Origin of the sequence: Lysinibacillus sp. YS11 (assembly GCF_002896375.1) — a bacterium.
GTDB lineage: Bacteria > Bacillota > Bacilli > Bacillales_A > Planococcaceae > Lysinibacillus > Lysinibacillus capsici.
The window spans coordinates 3,869,207-3,896,068 of record NZ_CP026007.1; the positions used below are offsets into that span (position 1 = coordinate 3,869,207).

Genomic DNA, 26,862 nt, shown 5'->3' on the forward strand with positions numbered 1-26,862 from the left:
TTCCACAATGGTTTTTGGGTAGTTATTACCAAATATTTTAGATATATCCTTTTTTGCTTTCCATTTTAGAGAAATTAGTCTACCTATCATACAAATGTGGTAAAAATATTTTATAATAAATAGTAAAATTAATATATATAAATTTTGAATTAATAGAACAAAAATTTTAGTTCAACTTCATGCATGACCCATACGTTGTGATTGATGTTTTCATGTTTCATCGATACAAAACATATCTTAATGCCACTTGTTTCTAAGTGAAGGAAGAAACTAAACTCTGTCTTGTCATTTTCTGCTTTTAAGAGGCAAGTACACATTAATTTATCAGTTAACGTTACCATAATGAAGGTAGATTATATTAAATAACTTTAGTTTGCTAATACAGCGCAAAATATAGCTGCTGTAAAGGCAAAAATATGACCCATTCAGTCCCCCGCTCCTTTATCTATGTTTATATACTTTCTATAATTTTTTACAACAAAAAAAAGAACCCCTGATATATCAAGGATTCTTCGTTGTAATTGATACCGGTGGTCGGGGTCGAACCGACACTCCAAAGGAACACGATTTTGAGTCGTGCGCGTCTGCCAATTCCGCCACACCGGCATAATGGAGATAAAAAAATCGGATAAACCGATTAACAGTTAAAATATGGAGGCGGCAACCGGATTTGAACCGGTGATAAGGGTGTTGCAGACCCGTGCCTTACCACTTGGCTATGCCGCCGTCATACATGGAGCGGAAGACGAGGTTCGAACTCGCGACCCCCACCTTGGCAAGGTGGTGTTCTACCACTGAACTACTTCCGCAAAAATGGCTGGGGTACTAGGATTCGAACCTAGGCATGACGGAATCAAAATCCGTTGCCTTACCGCTTGGCTATACCCCAACAATGGGGCGACTGATGGGAATCGAACCCACGAATGCCGGAACCACAATCCGGTGCGTTAACCACTTCGCCACAATCGCCATTGTATTATGATGTTTATTAATTTTATATTAGATGGGGCGACTGATGGGAATCGAACCCACGAATGCCGGAACCACAATCCGGTGCGTTAACCACTTCGCCACAATCGCCATAAAATTAATTGGCAGGGGCAGTAGGAATCGAACCCACACCAAAGGTTTTGGAGACCTCTATTCTACCGTTGAACTATGCCCCTAAAATAATAAAACTGGTGGAGGGGGACGGATTCGAACCGCCGAACCCTAAGGAGCGGATTTACAGTCCGCCGCGTTTAGCCACTTCGCTACCCCTCCGGGAAAATCTGGTGCCGGCTATAGGAATCGAACCCACGACCTACTGATTACAAGTCAGTTGCTCTACCTGCTGAGCTAAACCGGCAAAAAAACAAGATGGGTCAGGACGGAATCGAACCGCCGACACTTAGAGCTTCAATCTAATGCTCTACCAACTGAGCTACTGACCCATATTTTAAAATAAATGGCGGTCCCGACCGGGATCGAACCGGCGATCTCCTGCGTGACAGGCAGGCATGTTAACCGCTACACCACGGGACCATTTGGTTGCGGGGGCTGGATTTGAACCAACGACCTTCGGGTTATGAGCCCGACGAGCTACCACTGCTCCACCCCGCGATAATACTATAATGTTGTAAAAATAATGGTGGAGGATGACGGGCTCGAACCGCCGACCCTCTGCTTGTAAGGCAGATGCTCTCCCAGCTGAGCTAATCCTCCATCTGGGTATTGAATTGGTGACCCCTACGGGATTCGAACCCGTGTTACCGCCGTGAAAGGGCGGTGTCTTAACCACTTGACCAAGGGGCCATCGTTTGGAACACATCAAAGTGTTGGCGGAGAGTAAGGGATTTGAACCCTTGAGACAGTGTTAACCGCCTACACGATTTCCAATCGTGCTCCTTCGGCCACTCGGACAACTCTCCAAGAATGGCTCCGAAGGCAGGACTCGAACCTGCGACAACCTGATTAACAGTCAGGTGCTACTACCAACTGAGCTACTTCGGAATAATTTTAGTATATAGCCTAGCGACGTCCTACTCTCACAGGGGGAAGCCCCCAACTACCATCGGCGCTAAAGAGCTTAACTTCCGTGTTCGGTATGGGAACGGGTGTGACCTCTTTGCCATCATCACTAGACTATTTGAAAGACAATACTTATTATAACATATCTTATAAAAATTACAAGTATATTCTAATATTTTATTCTTTCAAAACTGGATAAACGGTGCATTGAAAGTTTCAAACTTTTTTGGTTAAGTCCTCGATCGATTAGTATTCGTCAGCTCCATGTGTCACCACACTTCCACCTCGAACCTATCTACCTCATCGTCTTTGAGGGATCTTACTTACTTGCGTAATGGGAAATCTCATCTTGAGGGGGGCTTCATGCTTAGATGCTTTCAGCACTTATCCCGTCCACACATAGCTACCCAGCGATGCCTTTGGCAAGACAACTGGTACACCAGCGGTGTGTCCATCCCGGTCCTCTCGTACTAAGGACAGCTCCTCTCAAATTTCCTACGCCCACGACGGATAGGGACCGAACTGTCTCACGACGTTCTGAACCCAGCTCGCGTACCGCTTTAATGGGCGAACAGCCCAACCCTTGGGACCGACTACAGCCCCAGGATGCGATGAGCCGACATCGAGGTGCCAAACCTCCCCGTCGATGTGGACTCTTGGGGGAGATAAGCCTGTTATCCCCGGGGTAGCTTTTATCCGTTGAGCGATGGCCCTTCCATGCGGAACCACCGGATCACTAAGCCCGTCTTTCGACCCTGCTCGACTTGTAGGTCTCGCAGTCAAGCTCCCTTGTGCCTTTACACTCTACGAATGATTTCCAACCATTCTGAGGGAACCTTTGGGCGCCTCCGTTACCTTTTAGGAGGCGACCGCCCCAGTCAAACTGTCCGCCTGACACTGTCTCCTGCCCCGCTAAGGGGCATGGGTTAGAATTTCAATACAACCAGGGTAGTATCCCACCGACGCCTCCTTCGAAGCTGGCGCTCCGAGATCTCTGGCTCCTACCTATCCTGTACAAGTTGTACCAAAATTCAATATCAGGCTACAGTAAAGCTCCACGGGGTCTTTCCGTCCTGTCGCGGGTAACCTGCATCTTCACAGGTACTATAATTTCACCGAGTCTCTCGTTGAGACAGTGCCCAGATCGTTACGCCTTTCGTGCGGGTCGGAACTTACCCGACAAGGAATTTCGCTACCTTAGGACCGTTATAGTTACGGCCGCCGTTTACTGGGGCTTCAATTCGCAGCTTCGCTTGCGCTAACCACTCCTCTTAACCTTCCAGCACCGGGCAGGCGTCAGCCCCTATACGTCACCTTACGGTTTTGCAGAGACCTGTGTTTTTGCTAAACAGTCGCCTGGGCCTATTCACTGCGGCTCTCATGCGCTTGCACGCTCAAGAGCACCCCTTCTCCCGAAGTTACGGGGTCATTTTGCCGAGTTCCTTAACGAGAGTTCTCTCGCACACCTTAGGATTCTCTCCTCGACTACCTGTGTCGGTTTGCGGTACGGGCACCTCTCACCTCGATAGAGGCTTTTCTTGGCAGTGTGAAATCAGGAACTTCGTCCATACGGACTCGCCATCACAGCTCAACGTTACAGTGTGCGGATTTGCCTACACACACGCCTTACTGCTTGGACGCGCACAACCAACGGCGCGCTTACCCTATCCTACTGCGTCCCCCCATTTCTCAAACGGTGAGGAGGTGGTACAGGAATATCAACCTGTTGTCCATCGCCTACGCCTATCGGCCTCGGCTTAGGTCCCGACTAACCCTGAGCGGACGAGCCTTCCTCAGGAAACCTTAGTCATACGGTGGACGGGATTCTCACCCGTCTTTCGCTACTCATACCGGCATTCTCACTTCTAAGCGCTCCACCAGTCCTTCCGATCTGACTTCAACGCACTTAGAACGCTCTCCTACCACTGACATCGTAGATGTCAATCCACAGCTTCGGTGAATCGTTTAGCCCCGATACATTTTCGGCGCAGCGTCACTCGACCAGTGAGCTATTACGCACTCTTTAAATGATGGCTGCTTCTAAGCCAACATCCTGGTTGTCTGTGCAACGCCACATCCTTTTCCACTTAACGATTACTTTGGGACCTTAGCTGGTGGTCTGGGCTGTTTCCCTTTTGACTACGGATCTTATCACTCGCAGTCTGACTCCCGTGTATAAATATCTGGCATTCGGAGTTTGTCTGAATTCGGTAAACCGGGATGGCCCCCTAGTCCAAACAGTGCTCTACCTCCAGTATTCTCATCACGAGGCTAGCCCTAAAGCTATTTCGGAGAGAACCAGCTATCTCCAAGTTCGATTGGAATTTCTCCGCTACCCACACCTCATCCCCGCACTTTTCAACGTGCGTGGGTTCGGGCCTCCAGTAAGTGTTACCTCACCTTCACCCTGGACATGGGTAGATCACCTGGTTTCGGGTCTACGACCACGTACTATTTCGCCCTATTCAGACTCGCTTTCGCTGCGGCTCCGCCTTCTAAAGCTTAACCTCGCACGTAATCGTAACTCGCCGGTTCATTCTACAAAAGGCACGCTATCACCCATTAACGGGCTCTAACTACTTGTAGGCACACGGTTTCAGGATCTCTTTCACTCCCCTTCCGGGGTGCTTTTCACCTTTCCCTCACGGTACTGGTTCACTATCGGTCACTAGGTAGTATTTAGCCTTGGGAGATGGTCCTCCCGGATTCCGACGGAATTTCACGTGTTCCGCCGTACTCAGGATCCACTCAGGAGAGAACGAACTTTCGACTACAGGGCTTTTACCTGCTCTGGCGGACCTTTCCAAGTCGCTTCATCTAACTCGCTCTTTTGTAACTCCGTATAGAGTGTCCTACAACCCCAAGAGGCAAGCCTCTTGGTTTGGGCTCTTCCCGTTTCGCTCGCCGCTACTCAGGGAATCGATTTTTCTTTCTCTTCCTCCAGGTACTTAGATGTTTCAGTTCCCTGGGTCTGCCTTCAAGACGCTATGTATTCACGTCAAGATACTACGCGATTAAACGTAGTGGGTTCCCCCATTCGGAAATCTCCGGATCAAAGCTCACTTACAGCTCCCCGAAGCATATCGGTGTTAGTGCCGTCCTTCTTCGGCTCCTAGTGCCAAGGCATTCGCCGTGCGCCCTTAATAACTTAACCAAGTTATTAAGCCTATAAAAAAACTTAAAAAATAAATGTGTTTGTTACAATTTCAATGTCGTTTTATCCAGTTTTCAAAGAACAAGTTTTGAAGTGTTTCATTCAGATAGAATGAACCTTCAAAACTGAACGCAAAACGTAATCTTACAAACCCAAGGTTTGTATTCCGAAATAATCCTTAGAAAGGAGGTGATCCAGCCGCACCTTCCGATACGGCTACCTTGTTACGACTTCACCCCAATCATCTATCCCACCTTCGGCGGCTGGCTCCAAAAGGTTACCTCACCGACTTCGGGTGTTACAAACTCTCGTGGTGTGACGGGCGGTGTGTACAAGGCCCGGGAACGTATTCACCGCGGCATGCTGATCCGCGATTACTAGCGATTCCGGCTTCATGTAGGCGAGTTGCAGCCTACAATCCGAACTGAGAACGACTTTATCGGATTAGCTCCCTCTCGCGAGTTGGCAACCGTTTGTATCGTCCATTGTAGCACGTGTGTAGCCCAGGTCATAAGGGGCATGATGATTTGACGTCATCCCCACCTTCCTCCGGTTTGTCACCGGCAGTCACCTTAGAGTGCCCAACTAAATGATGGCAACTAAGATCAAGGGTTGCGCTCGTTGCGGGACTTAACCCAACATCTCACGACACGAGCTGACGACAACCATGCACCACCTGTCACCGTTGCCCCCGAAGGGGAAACTATATCTCTACAGTGGTCAACGGGATGTCAAGACCTGGTAAGGTTCTTCGCGTTGCTTCGAATTAAACCACATGCTCCACCGCTTGTGCGGGCCCCCGTCAATTCCTTTGAGTTTCAGTCTTGCGACCGTACTCCCCAGGCGGAGTGCTTAATGCGTTAGCTGCAGCACTAAGGGGCGGAAACCCCCTAACACTTAGCACTCATCGTTTACGGCGTGGACTACCAGGGTATCTAATCCTGTTTGCTCCCCACGCTTTCGCGCCTCAGCGTCAGTTACAGACCAGAAAGTCGCCTTCGCCACTGGTGTTCCTCCAAATCTCTACGCATTTCACCGCTACACTTGGAATTCCACTTTCCTCTTCTGCACTCAAGTCCCCCAGTTTCCAATGACCCTCCACGGTTGAGCCGTGGGCTTTCACATCAGACTTAAAGGACCGCCTGCGCGCGCTTTACGCCCAATAATTCCGGACAACGCTTGCCACCTACGTATTACCGCGGCTGCTGGCACGTAGTTAGCCGTGGCTTTCTAATAAGGTACCGTCAAGGTACAGCCAGTTACTACTGTACTTGTTCTTCCCTTACAACAGAGTTTTACGATCCGAAAACCTTCTTCACTCACGCGGCGTTGCTCCATCAGGCTTTCGCCCATTGTGGAAGATTCCCTACTGCTGCCTCCCGTAGGAGTCTGGGCCGTGTCTCAGTCCCAGTGTGGCCGATCACCCTCTCAGGTCGGCTACGCATCGTCGCCTTGGTGAGCCGTTACCTCACCAACTAGCTAATGCGCCGCGGGCCCATCCTATAGCGACAGCCGAAACCGTCTTTCAGTCTTTCACCATGAAGCAAAAGAGATTATTCGGTATTAGCCCCGGTTTCCCGGAGTTATCCCAAACTATAGGGTAGGTTGCCCACGTGTTACTCACCCGTCCGCCGCTAACGTCAAAGGAGCAAGCTCCTTTTCTGTTCGCTCGACTTGCATGTATTAGGCACGCCGCCAGCGTTCGTCCTGAGCCAGGATCAAACTCTCCATAAAAGAAATTTGATTAGCTCAAATTGTTTTGCTGGCATCATGTTTGATGTCCAAATTTTTTGTTTTGTTCACTAGCAAAACTAGCTACTTAAAACTTTATTGATTACGTTTTGCTTGTTCAGTTTTCAAGGTTCATTATTTAAGTCGTTTTTCAGCGACTTCTTTATATTAACATCTCACTCAAAACATGTCAACAACTTTTTAAAAAAGTTTTTTGTGTTTTTCTGAGTTATTCGTTTATGTCTTAGCGACAATTAATATAATACAATACTAAGATATTATTCGTCAACTACTTTTCTAAAAAAATATCGAGGTATTTTTTAGATACCTCGATTACAAGCATACTACAGTCATTGTCCCATTTCTAGAGCATCTTTATTTACCTTGTAATGACGGTGAAATATCCTATCATTTTTCGCTGCAATGGGTTCAATTTGAATATAGCCTTTATCCACTAGATACTCAACAAACACTTCTAAATCCACTGAGTAGTTAACAAGTTCATGATGATCATGTAATTCCTGAATAGTCCACATTTCTTTTGTTTGCATGACTTCTAATATATGCTGTGCTCCATCTCGTGTACGAGAGTGGATTAAAAACTCACTTGCTAAAAACAACAATTCTAAGCGCTTTTCTATTGGCTCATTACTTGTCACTAGCTCTTCATACAGCTTATAGATGGCTGGCTCGATTTTTTTCACCTGTGCCCAAACAGTTACTTCAGGATACAGGCCACTATCGATAATAGATAGGCGGCCTAGATGATGTAGGGAATCCACAACGTGATTATAAGCATCTAAGTAACTTCCTTTATCAAAGTATTCTTTCCCCTCCAAATAGCGACGAATTAACTTTGAAAATTGAATACCTGTTTTAATTTTACGACCACTATACGGAAATTCCTGCAATTCTATTTTTAGTTTATGCAGAAATTCATTCCGATCAAATAATACTCTACCGAAGAATATCCAATCAACAACCTTTCTATTTGAACCGATGAGTAACCATTTTCGAATTAATTTCTCCGTAACAGTATGTAGAGCGATTTTATTTCCTTCATATAAGTAATGTTTTGAAAAGACTGGTTGCTCTGCTTCTTTTACGATAATGAGTAAAACCGTATCAAATGTATCTGTAACGTTACTTTGTTCTTCACGCTTTTCCACTAAAATTACGCCTAATGTATTCGACTGACTCGCACGTTCTTGATATATCGGACGCAGTACTTGCTCCATGTTCAGCCCTCCTTTATTCATATAGGTTGTTTTGTTCCGTTAAAAATTCGACATACTCTAAAAGTATTCCTTCTTTCATTCAGTTCAAAGCTAAAATACTTTGCCCTTATATGTTATAGTAGATTTTAGATTGGGAGGCAAGATGAAATATGAAACCTTATAAAAGTAAAATTAATAAAATTCGTTCATTCGCATTAGCACTAATCTTTTTTGGTTTTATTGTCATGTACGGAGGCATTTTCTTTAAAAACAGCCCGATATTAGTTTTAATTTTCATGTCACTAGGTGTTCTTTGTATTATCGGTAGCACAGTTGTATATGCGTGGATCGGATTACTGTCAACAAGAGCTATTCAAGTAGAGTGTCCTAATTGCCATAAACATACAAAGGTTTTAGGCCGAGTAGATATGTGCATGTACTGCAATGAGCCATTAACACTTGATCCTACTCTAGAAGGTAAAGAGTTCGATCAATCCTATAATAAAACAAAAAAATCCTAGCCCTTTTTAAGAGCTAGGATTTTTATTGTACTTTAGCAGTAGCAACTTTACATGATGGACAAGTGCCGTATATCTCTAAGCGATGCGAATGCACATCAAAGCCTGTTACCTGTGATGCAAAATGCTCTATTTCGTCGAGTCCAGGATAATGGAAATCGACGATCTTACCACAGCATTCACAAATCATATGGTAATGATCGTTTGTCACGAAATCAAAGCGACTTGAAGCATCCCCGTAAGTTAGCTCTTTCACAAGACCTACTTCACGAAATACACGCAGGTTGTTATAAACAGTCGCTACACTCATATTAGGGAACTTACCCTCAAGAGCTTTATAAATTTCATCGGCAGTAGGATGTGCCATTGATTGAATTAGATATTCCAAAATAGCATGACGCTGAGGAGTAATACGTACACCAGTTGTTTTCAACGTGTCCAGTGCATCTTGTAAATGCGTTGCAGACATCGTCATGCACCTCTTCCATAAGTATTATTAATTTATAATTGTTATAAATAGTGTATCCAATTCGTACTACTTCGTCAACAATCACACATTGCTTATCCTCAATAAATCAATGGTTTTTTCCTTAATATCCTCTTGATAAATCCATAACATTTTCTAAATCCGTGTCACCCTTTAGCCATTTTGTTAGGCTTGGCTTGAAAATTTCTAAGCTACGCTCAACATAACGAGAAGAATGACTGGATACATGAGGTGATAATATAACATTTGGTAATGTCCATAATGGATTGTCGGATGTCAGAGGCTCCTCTTCAAATACATCTAAAACTGCGTGTCCTATTTGCTTTCTTTCAATCGCTTGAATGAGTACGTTTTCATCAACTAAATTACCTCGACCAAAATTCATGAAGATCGCATTGTTTTTCATCGCAACAAAATGCTCTTCTTTTAATAAATTGGTCGTTTCTGTTGTTTTTGGTAATACAGAAATAACGATATCTGCAAGAGGTAGTGCTTCTTTCAAATTGGTAAAACTAATCATCGTATTCATATAGGCCGCTTCTTTACCAGAGCGATTACAGCCAATTGTTGTAACACCAAAAGCTTGCAATAAACGCCCAACTTCCGAACCAATGGCACCTGGCCCCAAAATAAGTGCCGTACTATCTCGTAATTCCGTTTGTTGCGTTTTTTTCGACCATTCATTTTTCTTTTGCTGCTCATACATCCAAGGCAAAGCTCGTTTAATGGCTAAAATATGAGCAAGAATCGATTCAGCCATGGGCGTTTTATGAATGCCACGAACATTTGAAACTAGAATCCTGCGTTCAATAATAGCCTGAGCTGGCATTTTTTCTATACCTGCCGATGCAACAAAAATCCATTTTAGCTTTGTCGCAGATTGAATACTCTCTTCTGTTAAATCTTCACCATATGTAACTAATACATCCGCTTGTTGAAGCTCTTCATTTGATATGCTCTTTTCAAAGATAAATTCAAGCTGTGGAAATTCTGCTACTAATGGTTCTCGTAAATCTGGTCTAGGTTCAAATGTAAAATAGATTCTCATTGTTTTGCCTCCTGTTCTGCTAAATAAGCATATACTTCTTCAATATGATTTTTCACTCGAACTTTGCGCCAAGCTTTTACAAGCTTCCCCTCAGCATCAATTAAAAACGTTGAACGCTCTATGCCCATATATTCACGTCCATACATTTTCTTTAAAACCCATACATCATAAGCTTCAGCAATAGCATGGTCCTCATCCACTAATAATGAAAATGGCAAACCATGCTTATCAATAAATTTTGTATGCTTGCTTGCGTTATCTGGGCTAACACCCAGAACAACAGCATTTAAATGACTGAAGTCCTCAAACTTATCGCGAAAATCACATGCCTCCGTCGTGCAGCCTGGTGTCATATCCTTTGGGTAAAAGTATAAAATAACATTTTTTCCTTTAAAATCAGCTAAATGCACCATCTCGCCCTTTTCGTTCAATAGAGAAAAATCCGGCGCCTTTTGTCCTTCTAGTAATGTCATACAATCTCCTCCTCTGTAGGTCCTATTTTACTCTAAGTAACAAATCAAGTCATATCCCTTAATTTCTTTGGATTTCTTACACCGATAGGTCTACAATAGATTACGTATAAAAAGTTAGGAGGCAATTCTATGAATCATGCAAAATCTGAAGCAATACATGAAGAGGCATTACAGCATATTGTTGGTGGTGTAAACAGCCCTTCTCGTTCATATAAAGCAGTAGGTGGCGGTTCTCCTGTAGCCATGGCGCGAGGAAAAGGCGCTTATTTTTGGGATGTAGATGGCAATCGTTATATCGACTATCTAGCAGCATATGGTCCAATCGTTACTGGTCATGGTCATCCTCATATTGCAAAGGCCATTACGCACGCAGCTGAAAATGGTACATTGTTTGGGACGCCGACTGAGTATGAAGTTACTTTCGCAAAAATGTTAAAGGAAGCCATTCCGTCGATGGATAAAGTACGTTTTAACAACTCTGGTACAGAAGCTGTTATGACAACGATTCGTGTGGCACGTGCCTATACAGGACGTACAAAAATCATGAAATTTGCTGGTTGCTACCACGGGCACTTTGATTTAGTATTAGTGGCTGCCGGATCAGGTCCAGCAACATTAGGAACACCAGATTCAGCGGGCGTGACAACTTCAACTGCTGAAGAAGTTATTACTGTACCTTTTAATAACCCTGAAGCCTTTACAGAAGCCATGGATAAATGGGGCGAGGAGATTGCAGCTATTTTAATCGAGCCAATAGTAGGAAACTTCGGTATCGTTGAACCAAAGCCAGGCTTTCTTGAATTAGTACATGCTATAGCAAAGGAAAAAGGGGCCCTAACGATTTATGATGAGGTCATCACGGCCTTCCGCTTCCACTATGGTGGCGCTCAAAATTTACTTGGCCTAACACCTGATCTAACTGCACTTGGTAAAGTTATTGGTGGTGGTTTACCAATAGGTGCTTATGGCGGACGTAAAGAGATTATGGATACTGTGGCACCTCTCGGCCCAGCATACCAAGCGGGTACGATGGCTGGAAATCCTGCATCTATGCAAGCTGGTATTGCTTGCCTAGAAGTTCTACAAACACCAGGTATATACGAGGAAATGGATAGATTAGGCGCAATTTTAGAAGAAGGTGTTTTAGCTGCTGCTAAAAAACATGGCGTAACCATCACGTTAAATCGTCTTAAAGGAGCGCTTACTATTTACTTTACAGATGTGAAGGTAGAAAACTATGAGCAAGCTGAAAGCTCTGATGGTGAAATATTTGGGCGCTTCTTTAAACACATGCTTGAGCAAGGTATTAATCTAGCTCCTTCTAAATATGAAGCATGGTTCTTAACAACTGAGCATACAGAAGCAGATATTAAGGAAACAATTGAAGCAGTAGATATTGCGTTTTCTCAATTATAATCTTGACAAGAAAAAGGCGACTTGCAAGTAGAAGTCGCCTTTTTCTTATTCATCCATGCAAATCTATGTATTTTATGAGCACTTCCTTCTATAATGTAAAGAAGCTAAAAAATATTAGACAGAAAGGACATCTTTATGAAATTAGGTGCCCGTGTATTTAAAACTGGTGTAGCTATCGTATTTGCATTATTTATTGCAGAGTTGTTGAAACTACCTTCACCTGTTTTTGCTGGAATTGCAGCTATTTTTGCTATTCAGCCTTCTATTTATCGTTCTTACCAAACCATTGTGGAGCAAGTACAAGCGAATATTATAGGTGCGACAATTGCCGTCATTTTTGGCTTGCTTTTTGGACACCATGTCGTTGCCATTGGTATAGCTGTCATAATAGCTATCGGTTTAATGTTAAAGTTTAGACTCGAAAAATCACTTTCGCTAGCGTTGGTATCAGTTGTAGCTATTATGGAATTTCAAGGGGATGACTTTTTAACATTTGGTTTGATACGCTTTGTTACGATATTAGTTGGGGTATTAGCAGCATTTGTCGTAAATCTTGTGTTCTTACCACCTAAATACGAGGTAAAACTATTTCGCAAAATTTATATTTTACAAGATGATATTATTCGTTGGACACGACTGGCTGTACGGCAAGCTTCTGAGCATACATCCACAAAAACAGCATTAAGTAAGTTTAAAAACCGTATGCTACGAGTGGATACGCTGTATGATTTATATAAGGAAGAGCGTAATTACTTTAAAAATAAAAAATATGTCAAAGCTCGCAAACTAGTAGTCTATCGTCAAATGATTTTAACTTCCAAGAAAAGCTTGGAATTGCTACAGCGTTTGCATAATCACGAAAATGAATTAGCTCAGCTCCCCACCCAATTTCATTTAATGATTCAGGAGAGACTTGATTCCTTGCTAACGTACCATGAGCAATTGCTCTTAAAATATACAGGGAAGCTTAAGCCTGAGCATTCGGAGTGGAGTAAAAGCATTGACTATGTCCAACGTAATGAGCTGATGGAAATTTTCATCAAGCAAATCAACTTTGCTCGTGAAGAAGGCGATACGGAGTTTTCTAGCTATCACCTACTCTATATTTTATCGCGTATTTTAGATTATGAGGAAAACTTAGAACATCTTGATACACTTATTGTTTCTTACCAAAGCTATCATGGACATGAAATCAATGTAGAATTTGAAGAAGAATTCATATAGCTAACATTTTGGCGACAGATTACCTTGATTCAGGGGGATTTTGATCACCCATTGAATGAAGCTAAGTCTGTCGGCTTTTTTTTATACAAAAAACCTCCAAGTAGTAATCTACTTAGAGGAAAGGAGCTAAGAACGCAATGTTAGCAATTGTTGCTCTGCTTGTTGGCGTTTGACCATTTGTTCAGCACGTAAATGCTGATAATTGGCAATGCCTGATACAATAGTATCCCACATTTCTTCAAGAGTCTTGGTAGTGCTGGATTGTTGAGCCATGGCAGTACTTAATTGCACCGCTTCCTTGCTAGCTCCCCCAAATTGCCTCATACGATCTTCAAAGGCAGAGGCTGATTGACTTTGTAATTGTTGACGTCTTTCATTAACTGCATTCATCAAACCCATTTTAAAAACAGGAATGGTTTTAACAAAAGCCCCATTAATTTGTTCTATCAATTCACTGTTACCATTACGTAGCATATCGATTTGAGGGGCTGTGATAATAGCCACCATACGCGATTTTTCTAAGTCATCTATTTTTTGCTGGAGCATCTCTGCAATACCTTGCAAACGATTTAGCTCCATTTTCGCCAGCTGATTACCTGCTTCACTCTGTTTTTCATACATCGGAATCAATGTTGTTTGGACATCATGAAGCTTCATGTCAGTTGCTACGATATACTTTTCTAGCTCAAGATAGTACATGAGGTCTTCTTGATATAAGCGTGCAAGTACTCGGTTATCCTTCGCTAATTCCTCTTCCATCAGTACAAATTGATAATGGATTTTCTCAATATCTCTCCCCAGTCCATTATATTTCGTAAATAAATCGCCATCATTTTTGGTCTTACGTGCAAACAGCTTTTTAAAAAAGCCTTTTTGCTCTGTAAAATCTTGTTTGTCGAATGTCTGCATAAGGGCTTCAAGCTGCTTAAATAATTCATTTGATTCGAAAGTTGTTGACTGGGTGATGATGGCTAAAATTCGATCTGCAAAAGTAGCTAATTTTGTAGACGGTTCTTTTCCTAAAGCTAATAGCTCTATCTGATTTTTTATATTGATTTGATTGGCAATTTGCCGTACCTCTGCATGATCCCTTAACTGTTCTTTGAAGGCTTCTGCTGTTTCCAGTGTCAGCTGCTTCAGCGTCAACGAGTTATTCGACATTCGTGCCGCCTCCTTCCTATCATCAGAAAAAACGATTAAAGAGTTTTTTTATGATTTTGTCGGGTGCAGTTTTCTGTGGCTTTGGTTCTTCATAGTGCAAGTCAAACAGCATATGCTCTAAACGGTGTACATCATAACTATCCTCTTGCAAATGCTTTTCTAAATCTAGTTGTCCTGTCGGATTATAAAAAACAATATCCACACCAAATCGATTTAAAAAGGCCAATAACGCTATATCTTCACGTGATAAAGCTGGTTGTTGAGGTGCTTGGTATAATACCAGCTTCGGTACCTCTTGGGAATAGTCAAAGCTTTGTAGTAATCTTAGGATCTCCTGTGGAATCATCGACATTTGTTTAAATAAAAATAACTGTAAATCATATAAGGTCTCATTTTGCTGCTGTTTCAACATGGGCTGCTCACAGAAAGTTTTTATCGTGTGTGCAATCGCACGCTGTAGCTCCAATGTTAACTCACCGTATTGCCACCAATCACTTTGCATAATACGCTCTACTGATAGTTCTCCATTTACTAGGCAATGCTTATAGTGAAAGTGAAAATTGGCTCTACTCGTTGGTGCATAGGGGAATTTTTGGACAAAAACAGTTTGCGGATTTGCTAATAACTGATGCATATAATACCAGTATTCTTCCCGTCTGCTCGAAACCCCACTAATTTTGGCAAATATGACTGGAATGACAATCTCATCTCCAATTACTTCAAACTGTGGTCGAACCAAAGCTTTCTCTTTTGCATAAATAAAAATATCATCATATGTCATCCGTAATGTTAAGGAGCGTGGCATAAAATCTTTAAACTGCCAAGGCTTATAGACACCTGATTGCTGATCATGCATTAATTGCTCAAAATGCTGACTAGATCGATATCCAACCGTTGCTTGCCGATCACGCAACTTATCAGGAAATGGCTGTAAAGTTGTTTGATTGGTATACGCAGATGTGATAGAGAAAGTATCATTAGGATCAATCTCAGCAAATTCATCTATTTTAGCTGGATGAAAAATTAACACATCACAACCGAGCTCCATTAATAACAATAAGAAATAGCGCTGACTTAGAGTTGCTTCCCCATACCAAACTACTTTAGGAAAATCATCTGTTGGTTTCATGGATTTTGTCCATAGAATCCAATGGTTTTTTAGCCATTTCACCATATCAATTAAAAAACGGCGAAAGTCATTTGCTAGCAAACCTAACGATTGCTGTTTTTGAAAGAGCTCTACTACTTTAATGGTTGCTAACTGTAAATGGCGATTCATTACACTGTCATCATGCTTAGGAATTAATTGATAACCATACATCATTGCCACTAAACGATTAATAGATAGACCTTGTGGAGTTTGTTGATGCTGCGAAAGGATTGTTTGTATTGCCTGAAAGTCTTTTGGTTCAATATGTTTATTTAATTCTTCACTTAAAATATGGATGTTAGTGTTCTGTGACAATGTAAATAATGAATTGAAATAATCATCTTCTTCGATTGGTACGCCCAATACACGAACAGCAATTCTACTAAAGCTCACTTGCTGCTCTGTTGTTTCATAAAATGCACGATCCTTTGGTGAATCTTGAAACGCCTGTAGCCAATCATCAGGATGACGCTCCAACACTGATTTAATTGTGATTGTTTGCATACAAACGCACCTCCTAAAAATCATCCTCAGCCTATGCTAAAGCATTCATTTGTCATAGGACGTCTCACCTAATGACAACAAAAATATTTGAACATCTATACGATCGTTTGTTGTGATGCCATCTGTAAAACTGTTTCCAATAAATTCTTTGTAAATGCTTCACCATTGTGAGGCGAGTAAGTTGTATTTTGTAAAAATTTTGGCTGTTTATCTTTTAAGTCTCCATGATTTGGTGTAAAACCTAAATCAGCCATTGCAAGCATGCCATAATCCATAATAGAATCACCTGCTGCTATATGCACATCGTATGTACAGAACTCTTTTATATATTCTATAGCCGCTTCCTTTGTCAGCACCTTGGGCATAAAATACAATTTTTTTCCTTGTAGCAGAACATGCCAACCATGCATATCAAACTCTTGAATCATCGCTTGTAATTCATCGTATGGTAAAATATCAATATCTACATGATGTACATAAAAAAGCTCATCTATATACAGAGATCGTTGTAGCCATGTATCAGATTTAATTGTCTGAAAAAGCTTTAGCATATCCATACGAGGGATCGAGGAATCTTCAATACGTCTAGATAATGTTTGTGTCCATTTTTCATATGGCTGACCCTTTTCTACTATTGTACCCCCATTGCTTGTAATTGCAAAAGCAGGGCATAAATCATGAATAAAATGGATTCTTTTATATTGATGTAAAGCTCTTGTCGTAACAGGTACAAATAAAGTATGTTGGTGTACCTGTTGCAATAGGGGTGCTGTTGCCTGTGTCATCATACTCATTGCTGTTTCGTCCTTGTGTTCAACGACGATTGTCTCTGTAGCTGGCGGAAACATCTCCATCATGCGTTTAGAATAAATAAGGGTTCTATCTAAATCAGATGTAAATAATATCATCATATTCTCCTCTATAATTCTTTGATCAAACCACAACATGCATAGGACATATTCGAATACTCTTCAATCAATACATTTTTTTCCTGCGCTAATAATAAAATATGTTTCAATTCATGCATGTACTGTGGATTAATTAAAATCTTCCAAGGTATCCTTCTCAGCAAAACTCTTGTCGTTTCCCCAACACCTGGCTTAATGAAATGAATATTATCAATACCAAAATCTCGTTGAATTGTTTGCACGGACTTCATACCCTCCCAAGTAATTGGAGAGATTTCTTGCTCTTGAATTTGTTGCACAATTTTACTCTGTACTTGTTCAAAACATGTGACGATACGCTCTATGTACAGATTGGAGACATCTATTGCCTCTAATTCTTTGTAGTATTTTGCACCATGAAAATCGTTTGCATCCATAAACTGCAAATTTAATACCGTTCTACTTACTAATCCAGATACAGTGGAATTTAAACAAGCAGATGGTATTAAAAAATCCTCACGAGTTCCATAAATAGCTGCACAATGGCCAGGATCAGCCAAAACAGCTAAATCGCCACTTAACTGTTCTTGATATTGTAAATTAAACTTTTGGCAGGATTGAATTAATTCATTGGTAATTGCCCCTTTTCCTGTCCAACCATCAATAAATTGCAGACTTCCTAGAGGATGCTGTGTCAAAATATAACGAATTGCCGTTTCATCAAACCCACGACCTCGCAGTATAGAAATGGAGTAATGTGGAACATTCACATGATAATGCATGGCTATATACCGTTTGATTAAAATACCTATGGGTGTACCTGCACGAGCTAAACTCACAAGAATTAAATTTTCTAATCCTCTATTTTCAATGATTTGTTCTGCCACTACTCCAACGGCGATTGCTATTCTTTCTGCATGAACATCTAGCGCTTTATAAAAAAGATTCATGTAGGTATCCGATGGTTGCTTCTCCACTGGCAGCATTTCCGAATAATGTATACCCGATTGAATGAGTTGTTCACGTTTCTCATTATCCATTTCAAGGAATGCACTTCCAATATCACGCAATAAAAAAATAACGTCCTCTGGTGCATAACTCCCCATTTTATCTGGCTGCAAAGTCGATATCATCGTTCTACCTCCAATTCATGCATACTAATTACATATACTTTGGCTTTAGTGGCTTCTTGTAATGCCTTTACCACACGGGCAACTACCTCTTTACTTGCTATACGTTCCACTATGAAAAAAAGTTCCGTGTAAGACTGGCTTTGAAGATTATATAAAAAATTAGTGACCCCGTTATTTTCTGGACTTTCAAAGGCTATTTTATCGTTAATCGTATATCCTAAATCATCCGTACAATAGATTGGACTACGAGTAGTTGACTGAAAATAAACATCATTTCCTAAAAAAGAGGCAATTTGCATAGGAACATACATGAACTCACCCGTGCCAATAACAAGTGCTGGTCCATTTGTTCTTAGCTCTTGTAATTGCATAGCAATAGCTTGTATCGTTTGCTTTTGGTCAACATGCTGTTTTGACGTGAGCATAAATCTCCCTGTTGCTAGTAAATAGGGGTACTTATTTATTAACCCATTCTCCGCAACAGAACGATAGAATTTGCGATCAACAGATACTTGAATCGGACAAATGTCCATATCTCGTGCAACCTGTGTTAGTAAGTTTGGTTGTGTACTGGTTAAGCTTGGAATGCCTGAACAGCTAAAATTCCCACACATAATGGAGATGAATTCTATAGAGATACCCCATTGTACTTCTAATTGCTTAAAGATTGTTTGCTGCTGTTGGGAACGCCAATCTAAAATAGATAGTACCGCATATTGTCTCACTAAAGGAAATTTCTGTATTAAAGTCTCAATAATATTAATGACCGTATTTCCAGTAGTAATCTCATCATCAATTAACACAATGCGCTTAGTTTGCAGTAAAAATTCTGGTTCCTCCGTATAAATTCTATGGCTTGTCGCATGTGAATGTTCTTCTTCAAACGTAACAAATGGCTCAAAATCGGGCAACACTTCACGTGTTGTGTGGATATACATAGCATTCGAGTGAAAGGCATTAAATACTGCGTGTCCAAGTGCTGTTGCTGTCTCAGCAAAGCCAATAAACAATGTTTCATCCGTTAATTCTAGGGTTCCTTCTATGGATTTTTGTACTTCATCCAAATTAGCTCCGTCTTTTAAAGCTTTAACGACAGCCGAAGCCATTACCTTTTGTCCCGTAAGATGCTGCTGATACATCATTGCTAAAAGAGTTCCTGTCAGTAAAGGGATTTGCGGACGGACAGCCAAATGTTTGCCTAGTACCGTGCTTACAAACAAAAATTGTCTCTTCTTATTAATCCGAGCCGCCATTCTAAACAAATCGGTTAGCGCAAAATTATGGGGATTGTAGGTAATTTCAATATCAATTGAATAATTCGGTAAAATGCTTAATTTACTCATTTGTTGTTGCATATACACTACCACCTATTTCAGACTGTAATAAAAGTGAGGCAAAATCGACAGATTCATGATAAACACCATAGACATGAGCCTGTTTTAAAATCCGTTGTGCCCATCTCATATGTGGCTTAATTTCATTCATTTTATTAGCATAGTGACTTTTCATAACACCTTTTTGTCCATCATTATTTTCTATAATACTTAGCGCATCTAAGTATTCCTCATACGAAATAGCATAAAGGGCATGCACAACACGGATATGGCTCGGATGAATAATTGTTTTTCCCACTATGCCATTTTGTTTATCCATTAAAACTTCTTTCATTAATCCATCTAAACAATCGTCTAATAACGCTTTCCTTGTATCAAGCGCGCCTTTCTCACTAAATGGTGTCACTCTAAGTGCGGGCTTTAATACACGCTGATTATTAAAATACTCCCACACAGGCCCAGAAATAATAAAACCATCTTCCTCACGACCTAAGATATTGACAATATCTGCAATACAATCTCGTATGACACTAATATCATAAATGGTAGAATCCATACGCCTGCGAATTCCGTAAATACCACAAAAATCGGTAGCACCAATTCGTACATTTAATACACGGGCTTTGTATTGATGTAGAACCGCTTTAATGTCTAATAACGCTTCCATGCGAGATTCCTTATATAGTACCTCACGACTTTCTAAAATTGGCATACCATATAAAATTAAATCATTTTCTAAAATGGTTTGTTCAAGCAACTCGAAATAACGGGCACCCTGTTCTGCTGTAAACTTTGGAAAGACATAGCCAGTTAATATTTCTTGCTTTTTCCCTAAAACAGTTGTTAGCCTTTGAAATTGCTCAACATGACGTACTCGAACAAAAAGTAAAGGGAGCTCCTGAAGTAATAGCTGTTTTTGCTGATAGAGTGCATATAATTCACTAATATCCTCTATTAGCTTAGCTTCACAATCTACTAACTCTGCATCTCCAACTGCATCCTCCAAATCAATGACAAGTGATGTAAGTTCCTTATATTTTTGTGATCGGATCAAGCTCACAATCGTAGGCATGGAAGCTGGCATATACAAAGTCGCACCTAGGGCATATGACAAAATATCCGCCGTTTCCCATTTTGTAAACGGCTGTGGCTTCTTATAAAAAATCATCTCTGCTTCTGTTGCAAAATGTTGCATCTAATCCTCTCCCCAGTAACTATGCCTTTTGTGAAAAAAGCACTGTATCAGCCTGTTCCATACAGACTAATACAGTGCCTTGTTTACACTGCTGTTTTCTTCTTCAACTTGTAAATAACAAATGTCAATAAGAATGCAGCTATTAAAATAATAACGAAAATTTCATGCGAAGGATGGTAGCCCCAATATACTAACACACATTTTCAGTGTATTACGATAAGCCCCTGTTACATCTGCTAGTTTAAAAACTGTGCATATGTATTTAATATCTCATTTAATACATCCACATCAGATCCTCCACCATGCACCTATGTCCCATAGTTACTGTAGGCCATATGCATTGATTAAAGCAGCTAGTCCACCCTGGTAACCTGAACCTACTGCAGCAAATTTCCACTCATCATTATGTCGGTACAGCTCACAAAATACTACAGCCGTTTCAATACTGAAATCTTCACCTAAATCGTAACGCAATACCTCTGATCCCGACTCTTCGTTCGTCAATCGTACATAGGCATTTAAGACTTGCCCGAAGTTTTGATGACGTCCCTCGGCATCGTAAATAGTAACCGTCACTACAATTTTTTCAATTTGAGGTGATACTTGCTTTAAGTTGACAAGAATTTTTTCATCATCTCCATCCCCTGCACCTGTACGATTATCTCCCGTATGGACAACAGACTGGTCTGGGCTGGCTAGATTATTATAGAAAATAAAGTCCTGTTCATTACGACATTTACCTGAAGCATCTAGTAAAAATACAGATGCATCCAGGTCAAAGTCTTGTCCACCATCAAATTGCTTTACATCCCAGCCTAAACCAATACCAATGCTATTTAAGCCTGGATCTTGCTTTGTTAAATCAATACGTTGCCCTTTACTTAATTGTATAGCCATTCAAAAATCTCCCTTTCTGTCCAAAGATGAAATTTTAGTTTACACTTAAGCCATAATCATTACATAAAGCAGCTAAGCCACCTTGATAGCCTGCACCAATCGCATTAAATTTCCATTCTCCGTTATGACGATATAATTCCCCTACAACAATAGCTGTTTCAATACTGAAGTCCTCGCCTAAATCATAGCGAATAATTTCTTCGTTGGAAGCAGCATTCATAATACGAATATAGGCATTAGACACCATACCGAAGTTTTGACTGCGAGACTCTGCATCATGAATGGTTACTGTGAAGGCTAGTCGCTGAACATGAGCAGGTACTTGAGTTAATGCCACTTTCACCACTTCATCGTCACCTTCGCCTACACCTGTTAAATTATCGCCTGAATGCTCAACTGAACCATTGCCACCTGTAGTGTTGTTATAAAAAATAAAATCATTTTGATCTGCAACTTTACCTGTATCAGCAAGTAAAAACACAGAGGAGTCTAAGTCAAAATCATGACCACCATCATATTTATTTGTATCCCAGCCTAAACCTACAACCACATTCGTTAATCCTGGATTTGTTTTAGTTAAATCTACCTTTTGACCTTTTTGTAGTGAAATGCCCATAATTTTTATTCCTCCTATTTAGTCAATTATTTATTGATATCTTCGAACAACGTCGCCAAGCTTTATGTCATTTGTTCCCGTACCAACCGCAGCAAATTTCCATTCGTTATTATGACGGTAAATTTCTCCACATACTAACGTCGTTAAATTCGAATAATTATCAGTTAAATTATAGCGAATTAGTTCGCTTCCTGTCCTGTCATCATACACACGAATATATGCATTATGAATCATACCAAAGTGTTGATTGCGACCTGCCGCATCATAAATGTTTACAACAAACACAAGCTTGTTATATTGCGAAGGTACAGACGATAGTTCAATTGTAATTACCTCATCATCACCATCACCATCACCTGTTAAATTATCACCTGAATGTCGAACAGAACCGCAGCTACTTGTTAATTTTCCGAAATAAACAACATCGTCACCCGCTACAACCTTATCATCTTGTAACATTAATACCGAAGCATCACAGTCGATACTTCTGCCACTGCCACTATTTCTGCTAGAAAATAAACCACCTAAAAAGCCGCCACTTTTCTCTTGGCCTACAGGGTCCCACCCTAAACCAACTTTAATTTTATTTAATCCTGCGTTACCCTTTGTTAAATCAACTCTTTGTCCTTTTTGTAAATTAATCCCCAATTCTAACACCCTCCTAAAATATGTATTTCAGTCGAAAGATTTTATGGTAAGCAATAATCTACTAAGCTAAAAGATTTCTACTTAAATTAAGTCTAAAATAACGTGACAAAAAATTCAATTAATGGCTCCGAAAAGGTGTTTTCTCTTATTTTTGAAAGCCCCTCACGTCTTTTTCTATACTATAAAACGTTTTTGTAGTAAAAATGTTCCTTTTATATCCAATGGTCCAAGCAGCTAAAAAAACCTTCTAACTTGTAGAAGGCTATTGTCTTATTTACTAACTTTTCATTTTTGGATCAAGTGCATCTCGTAGTCCATCACCCATTAGATTAAAGCCTAAAACTGTTAACATAATAGCTAAACCAGGGAAAATCATCGTCCACGGAGCATTTAATAAGAACTTCCGTGCATCCGCTAACATTTTTCCCCATTCTGGTGCTGGAGCTTGAGCCCCTAGCCCAAGGAAACCTAATGCTGCCGCTTCAATAATGGCTGTCGCAATTGCTAGTGTCCCCTGTACAATTATTGGGGTTATGGAATTCGGCAAAATATGGGAAAATAGAATTCGTGCATCACGCATACCAATTGCTTTTGCCGCTACTATATATTCCTCTTCCTTGACACTTAAAACCTTAGAACGGATTAAGCGCCCAAAATTCGGTACGTTAATAATAGCAATGGCGATTAATGCATTTTGTAAAGATGGACCAAGCACTGATACTACTGCAATCGCTAGTAGCATACTAGGGAAAGCTAGCATAATATCAAAAATACGTGAAATTATCGTATCGATCCATTTTCCATAATAACCTGCAATGATGCCAAGTAAACTACCAATTATCACGGACAAAATAACAGAGAAAAAGCCTACCCATAGCGAAATCCTTGCACCGTGAATGATCCTCGAAAAAATATCCCGTCCAAAATCATCCGTTCCAAACCAATGATCAGCGGATGGTGCCAGTAAACGCTTCGTTAAATCTTGTTCATTGATGCCCTGTGGTGCAATGAACGGACCAATGACAGCTAGTATAATAAAAAAGATAACAATTCCTGCTCCAACAAGGGATACTTTACTCTTTTTAAAACTACGCCACCCTTCGAGCCATGGACCTACTGCCTTTTCTCGAACCGGTGATACTTCTTTTTTTATATCGATTGCTCCAGTCATCATTGCAACTCCCTTCTATTTGTATTTAATCCGTGGGTCGACTACTGTGTACAGTAAATCCACGATTAAGTTAATCATGATGAAAATAAATGCAACGACGAGAATACCTGATTGAATAACGGGATAATCCCTGAAGCCAATCGCATCATAAATATAACGACCAATTCCTGGCCAACTAAAAATCGTCTCTGTTAAAATGGCACCACCTAGCAGTAATCCAGTTTGTAGACCAATTACCGTTAACACAGGAATAACTGCATTCTTTAATGCATGCTTATAAACAACAATAAACATTTTTTGTCCTTTTGCTCTTGCAGTCCTTACATAATCTGAACGCATAACTTCCAGCATGGAGGACCTTGTGATTCTGGCAATGATAGCCATCGGAATCGTTGCAAGTGCTACTCCTGGTAATATTAATCGCTTTATGACTTCGATGAATTGATCAAAGCGGCCTTGAATGAGCGTATCCAATAAATAGAAATGGGTTATGGCGGTAATTGGATTTCGCACATCTTCTCGACCAGATGTAGGCAGCCATCCAAGCTTACTACTAAATGTCCATTGCTCCATCAATCCAAGCCAGAACACGGGTACAGATACACCGATTAACGCTATAATCATTGCTGTATAATCAAACCAAGAATTTTGGAACCACGCAGAAATAATGCCCGCATTCACACCAATAACAATCGCAATGATCATCGCAAATAGTGCAAGTTCGGCTGTTGCTGCTAAGTATGGGAAAATTTCTTCTGATACAGGTAGTTTCGTACGTAGGGAAACCCCTAAATCTCCCTGAAAAATACCTGCTAAGTAACTAAAATATTGTGTATACCACGGCTTATCTAATCCTAAACTTGCGTTTAACGCCTCGACCGCCTCTTTTGTTGCCTGTTGTCCTAAAATAACTTGTGCTGGATTTCCAGGAATTGCCCGTATCAACATAAAGACGATAAAAGTCATTCCAAGCAAAACTGGGATTAGTTGAAGTAAACGTCTCCCCATATAGTGAAGCATTTTCATCACCTCTCTATGATTTTCATAATCTACTGTGAAGTCTTTATATACTGTTGAAAGGTTGAGCCTTCACTAAACGGTTTTGAATGTTTAGTTGAATTCTTTCATACAGGAAATAATCATTATCTTTACTTGAAAAGAATCTGCGAGATTTCCACGGCTTACCCGCAGAAAAGCAAGCAGATTCTTCACATTCCTTTGTTCAATTAAAAATGATGAAATTTACTATTGAATATCTACTGCATCTAAACGGTCAGAACCAGTAGGATGCGCAATGTAATTTGTAACTTTCTTGTTAGCAGCTAAAATTGGAATAGAGTGAGCAAGTGGAACCCATGGAGCATCCTCAGAAATAATTACTTGAGCTTGCTTATAAAGTTCATTACGCTTGTCTTCATCAATCTCAGTTTGAGCAGCTGTTAATATCTTGTGTAATTCTGGATTATCATAGAACGTATAGTTATTAGAACCAATATTATCGCCGTCTAATAACGTGTATAGGAAGTTATCCGCATCCCCATTATCGCCTGTCCAGCCAAGTAGGAATGCATCCGCTTCACCGTTTTGAGCTTTTTCTAAATACGTAGCCCATTCAAATGACACAATTTTAGATTTAATACCCACGTCTTCTAAGTTCTTTTGAATCGCTTCAGCCACTTTTTGTCCGTCTGGCATGTATGGACGTGGTACTGGCATTGCCCATAGCTCAATTTCCTTGCCATCGTAGCCTGCTTCAGCAAGTAATGCTTTCGCTTTTTCTGGATCATACGTATAGCCTGTCACTTCATCGTTATAACCAGAAATTACTGGTGGCATTGGGTTTTTCGCTGGCTCAGCTAGCCCTTCATAAAATGCATCTACTAATGCTTGTTTATCAATTGCATAGTTGACTGCTTGACGCACTTTTACATTATCAAAAGGAGGACGTGTAACAGTTAAACCAAGGTAACCAACGTTCATAGATGGACGTTCGATTAACTGTAAATTAGCATCACCTTCGATTGTTGCTTTATCAGATGGGCTTAAGCCATCAGCTACATCAATATTGCCTGCTAATAAATCATTTAAACGTGCTGAGTTTTCTGGAATAGAACGATAAATTACTTTATCTAATTTAGGATAGCCATCAATATAGTAATCCGGGTTTTTCTCAATTGTGATTGAATCATTACGTACCCAGCTAACAAATTTGAATGGACCTGTTCCTACAGGATTTGCAGATAAACTTTCTTCATCTGCTTCAAATGCTGTTGGAGAAGCAATCGCAAATGGAGACATTGCTAAATTTTTCAGGAATGGTGCTTGAGGTTGACTTAACTTAAAGACAACTGTGTAGTCTCCCTCTGCAGTTACTGATTCAATTACTTGCTTATCACCAACGACAAATTGCGAGCTAAAGTAAGGGTGTTTATCTGCACCTGTTTTCCAACGTTCAATATTTTTAACAACAGCCTCAGCATTGAAATCTGTGCCATCATGGAATTTCACACCTTCTTGTAGCTGGAAAGTATACGTTAAACCATCCTCTGATGCCTCCCATGATTTAGCTAAGCCTGGTTGAATTGTTACATCTCGCTCTCCAAAGTTTACAAGTGTTTCATAAATATTAGCTGTCACCGTGAAGGATTCACCGTCTGTAACAACAGCAGGGTCAAGTGCTACAGAATCTCCACCACGACCATACACTAAAATTTTTGGTTCTCCACTGCTAGCTGTATCGCCACCAGTTGAAGTATCTTTACTACCCGTATCCTTAGTATCTGAGCCGCCACATGCTGCTAAGATTGTCGAGAGAATAAGGAGTAGCATTACACCTAAAGTCCAAAACTTCTTTTTCTTCATCGAATTTCCCCCTATGAGTTTTTATA

General features: G+C 40.6%; 19 protein-coding genes, 16 tRNA genes and 3 rRNA genes. 3 read left to right on the plus strand and 35 right to left on the minus strand.

Translation table 11 applies throughout. The annotated features are described in order from the left end of the window. Positions 1 to 525: 525 nt before the first annotated feature. The 20 genes from LBYS11_RS19415 to LBYS11_RS19510 all read right to left on the minus strand — a co-directional run bounded on the left by LBYS11_RS19415 (position 526) and on the right by LBYS11_RS19510 (position 8,133). A tRNA-Leu gene (locus LBYS11_RS19415) sits at positions 526 to 606 on the minus strand. A 46-nt stretch (positions 607 to 652) separates the two neighbouring features. After that, positions 653 to 726: transfer RNA gene (locus tag LBYS11_RS19420), tRNA-Cys, on the minus strand. Between the two features lie 8 nt (positions 727 to 734). Next, positions 735 to 809 (minus strand) — tRNA-Gly (locus tag LBYS11_RS19425). 5 nt (positions 810 to 814) lie between these two features. Beyond that, positions 815 to 889 (minus strand) — tRNA-Gln (locus LBYS11_RS19430). 4 nt (positions 890 to 893) lie between these two features. Continuing rightward, positions 894 to 969: transfer RNA gene (locus LBYS11_RS19435), tRNA-His, on the minus strand. A 35-nt stretch (positions 970 to 1,004) separates the two neighbouring features. Beyond that, a tRNA-His gene (locus LBYS11_RS19440) sits at positions 1,005 to 1,080 on the minus strand. A gap of 12 nt (positions 1,081 to 1,092) precedes the next feature. Continuing rightward, positions 1,093 to 1,166 (minus strand) — tRNA-Trp (locus LBYS11_RS19445). Between the two features lie 13 nt (positions 1,167 to 1,179). After that, positions 1,180 to 1,263: transfer RNA gene (locus tag LBYS11_RS19450), tRNA-Tyr, on the minus strand. Between the two features lie 9 nt (positions 1,264 to 1,272). Next, positions 1,273 to 1,348 (minus strand) — tRNA-Thr (locus LBYS11_RS19455). Between the two features lie 12 nt (positions 1,349 to 1,360). After that, positions 1,361 to 1,433, minus strand: a tRNA-Phe gene (locus LBYS11_RS19460). A 15-nt stretch (positions 1,434 to 1,448) separates the two neighbouring features. Further along, a tRNA-Asp gene (locus tag LBYS11_RS19465) sits at positions 1,449 to 1,524 on the minus strand. A 3-nt stretch (positions 1,525 to 1,527) separates the two neighbouring features. After that, positions 1,528 to 1,602, minus strand: a tRNA-Met gene (locus LBYS11_RS19470). 26 nt (positions 1,603 to 1,628) lie between these two features. After that, positions 1,629 to 1,704 (minus strand) — tRNA-Val (locus LBYS11_RS19475). A 15-nt stretch (positions 1,705 to 1,719) separates the two neighbouring features. Further along, positions 1,720 to 1,794 (minus strand) — tRNA-Glu (locus LBYS11_RS19480). A 24-nt stretch (positions 1,795 to 1,818) separates the two neighbouring features. After that, positions 1,819 to 1,910, minus strand: a tRNA-Ser gene (locus LBYS11_RS19485). Positions 1,911 to 1,915: 5 nt separating this feature from the next. After that, positions 1,916 to 1,992: transfer RNA gene (locus LBYS11_RS19490), tRNA-Asn, on the minus strand. Between the two features lie 16 nt (positions 1,993 to 2,008). Next, positions 2,009 to 2,124, minus strand: a 5S ribosomal RNA gene (rrf, locus tag LBYS11_RS19495). Between the two features lie 112 nt (positions 2,125 to 2,236). After that, a 23S ribosomal RNA gene (locus LBYS11_RS19500) occupies positions 2,237 to 5,164 on the minus strand. A 182-nt stretch (positions 5,165 to 5,346) separates the two neighbouring features. Beyond that, positions 5,347 to 6,898: ribosomal RNA gene (locus tag LBYS11_RS19505) — 16S ribosomal RNA — on the minus strand. Together the 16S, 23S and 5S rRNA genes with 16 tRNA genes alongside form the textbook arrangement of a ribosomal RNA operon. Positions 6,899 to 7,245: 347 nt before the next feature. Beyond that, the gene (locus LBYS11_RS19510; protein WP_016994017.1) at positions 7,246 to 8,133 is read right to left on the minus strand and encodes a nucleotidyltransferase-like protein; all 888 of its coding nucleotides are present in this window, start codon (positions 8,131 to 8,133) and stop codon (positions 7,246 to 7,248) included. A gap of 149 nt (positions 8,134 to 8,282) precedes the next feature. Here LBYS11_RS19510 and LBYS11_RS19515 point away from each other — a divergent pair, with 149 nt between their 5' ends. Then, positions 8,283 to 8,633: a YgzB family protein gene (locus LBYS11_RS19515; RefSeq protein WP_048394737.1), complete on the plus strand. Its 351-nt coding sequence runs from the start codon at positions 8,283 to 8,285 to the stop codon at positions 8,631 to 8,633. Between the two features lie 22 nt (positions 8,634 to 8,655). Here the strand turns inward: LBYS11_RS19515 and perR are convergent, their stop codons facing one another. From perR to bcp, 3 genes are all read right to left on the minus strand, one after another. Beyond that, positions 8,656 to 9,099 carry a peroxide-responsive transcriptional repressor PerR gene (gene perR, locus LBYS11_RS19520; protein WP_004230508.1) on the minus strand — a complete coding sequence of 148 codons (444 nt, stop codon included), beginning with the start codon at positions 9,097 to 9,099 and terminating at the stop codon, positions 8,656 to 8,658. Between the two features lie 121 nt (positions 9,100 to 9,220). Beyond that, positions 9,221 to 10,165, minus strand: coding sequence for a D-2-hydroxyacid dehydrogenase (locus tag LBYS11_RS19525; RefSeq protein WP_103118827.1), 945 nt, complete (start codon positions 10,163 to 10,165; stop codon positions 9,221 to 9,223). After that, a complete protein-coding gene (bcp, locus tag LBYS11_RS19530) occupies positions 10,162 to 10,638 on the minus strand; it encodes a thioredoxin-dependent thiol peroxidase (protein WP_048394742.1) in 477 nt (158 codons plus the stop codon). The genes LBYS11_RS19525 and bcp overlap by 4 nt, the downstream gene beginning before the upstream one ends. A gap of 129 nt (positions 10,639 to 10,767) precedes the next feature. Between bcp and LBYS11_RS19535 the strand changes: the two genes are divergently transcribed. Both LBYS11_RS19535 and LBYS11_RS19540 read left to right on the plus strand, forming a co-directional pair. Beyond that, positions 10,768 to 12,054 carry a glutamate-1-semialdehyde 2,1-aminomutase gene (locus tag LBYS11_RS19535; RefSeq protein ID WP_103118828.1) on the plus strand — a complete coding sequence of 429 codons (1,287 nt, stop codon included), beginning with the start codon at positions 10,768 to 10,770 and terminating at the stop codon, positions 12,052 to 12,054. A gap of 135 nt (positions 12,055 to 12,189) precedes the next feature. After that, complete coding sequence (locus tag LBYS11_RS19540) at positions 12,190 to 13,278, plus strand: FUSC family protein (protein WP_048394747.1); 1,089 nt, start codon at positions 12,190 to 12,192, stop codon at positions 13,276 to 13,278. A 126-nt stretch (positions 13,279 to 13,404) separates the two neighbouring features. On the opposite strand, the gene LBYS11_RS19545 is transcribed toward LBYS11_RS19540, so the two are convergent. The 12 genes from LBYS11_RS19545 to LBYS11_RS19600 form a co-directional block, all read right to left on the minus strand. Beyond that, positions 13,405 to 14,439, minus strand: a complete 1,035-nt coding sequence (locus LBYS11_RS19545; protein ID WP_103118829.1) for a toxic anion resistance protein — start codon at positions 14,437 to 14,439, stop codon at positions 13,405 to 13,407. Between the two features lie 22 nt (positions 14,440 to 14,461). Continuing rightward, on the minus strand, positions 14,462 to 16,093 hold the full coding sequence (locus tag LBYS11_RS19550; RefSeq protein WP_103118830.1) for a YceG family protein: 1,632 nt from the start codon (positions 16,091 to 16,093) through the stop codon (positions 14,462 to 14,464). A gap of 95 nt (positions 16,094 to 16,188) precedes the next feature. Continuing rightward, positions 16,189 to 17,001, minus strand: coding sequence for an HAD family hydrolase (locus LBYS11_RS19555; RefSeq protein WP_054549028.1), 813 nt, complete (start codon positions 16,999 to 17,001; stop codon positions 16,189 to 16,191). Between the two features lie 11 nt (positions 17,002 to 17,012). Continuing rightward, the gene (locus tag LBYS11_RS19560) at positions 17,013 to 18,113 is read right to left on the minus strand and encodes a cysteine protease StiP family protein (protein ID WP_048394755.1); all 1,101 of its coding nucleotides are present in this window, start codon (positions 18,111 to 18,113) and stop codon (positions 17,013 to 17,015) included. After that, a complete protein-coding gene (locus LBYS11_RS19565; protein ID WP_048394756.1) occupies positions 18,110 to 19,468 on the minus strand; it encodes a phosphoribosyltransferase family protein in 1,359 nt (452 codons plus the stop codon). The genes LBYS11_RS19560 and LBYS11_RS19565 overlap by 4 nt, the downstream gene beginning before the upstream one ends. Beyond that, entirely contained in the window at positions 19,449 to 20,642 is a 1,194-nt protein-coding gene (locus LBYS11_RS19570; RefSeq protein ID WP_103118831.1) for an HpcH/HpaI aldolase/citrate lyase family protein, read from the minus strand. The genes LBYS11_RS19565 and LBYS11_RS19570 overlap by 20 nt, the downstream gene beginning before the upstream one ends. A 321-nt stretch (positions 20,643 to 20,963) precedes the next feature. After that, positions 20,964 to 21,539, minus strand: coding sequence for a TerD family protein (locus tag LBYS11_RS19575; protein WP_103118832.1), 576 nt, complete (start codon positions 21,537 to 21,539; stop codon positions 20,964 to 20,966). A gap of 34 nt (positions 21,540 to 21,573) precedes the next feature. Then, entirely contained in the window at positions 21,574 to 22,155 is a 582-nt protein-coding gene (locus tag LBYS11_RS19580) for a TerD family protein (protein ID WP_048394760.1), read from the minus strand. Positions 22,156 to 22,185: 30 nt separating this feature from the next. After that, positions 22,186 to 22,803, minus strand: a complete 618-nt coding sequence (locus tag LBYS11_RS19585) for a TerD family protein (RefSeq protein ID WP_048394762.1) — start codon at positions 22,801 to 22,803, stop codon at positions 22,186 to 22,188. Positions 22,804 to 23,080: 277 nt separating this feature from the next. Next, positions 23,081 to 23,977 (minus strand): nickel transporter permease, encoded by an 897-nt coding sequence (gene nikC / locus LBYS11_RS19590; protein ID WP_054549024.1) that lies wholly within the window; start codon positions 23,975 to 23,977, stop codon positions 23,081 to 23,083. Between the two features lie 12 nt (positions 23,978 to 23,989). Beyond that, positions 23,990 to 24,994 carry an ABC transporter permease gene (locus LBYS11_RS19595; RefSeq protein WP_048394767.1) on the minus strand — a complete coding sequence of 335 codons (1,005 nt, stop codon included), beginning with the start codon at positions 24,992 to 24,994 and terminating at the stop codon, positions 23,990 to 23,992. Positions 24,995 to 25,219: 225 nt separating this feature from the next. Next, positions 25,220 to 26,836: an ABC transporter substrate-binding protein gene (locus LBYS11_RS19600; protein WP_054549023.1), complete on the minus strand. Its 1,617-nt coding sequence runs from the start codon at positions 26,834 to 26,836 to the stop codon at positions 25,220 to 25,222. Between the last annotated feature and the right edge of the window lie 26 nt (positions 26,837 to 26,862).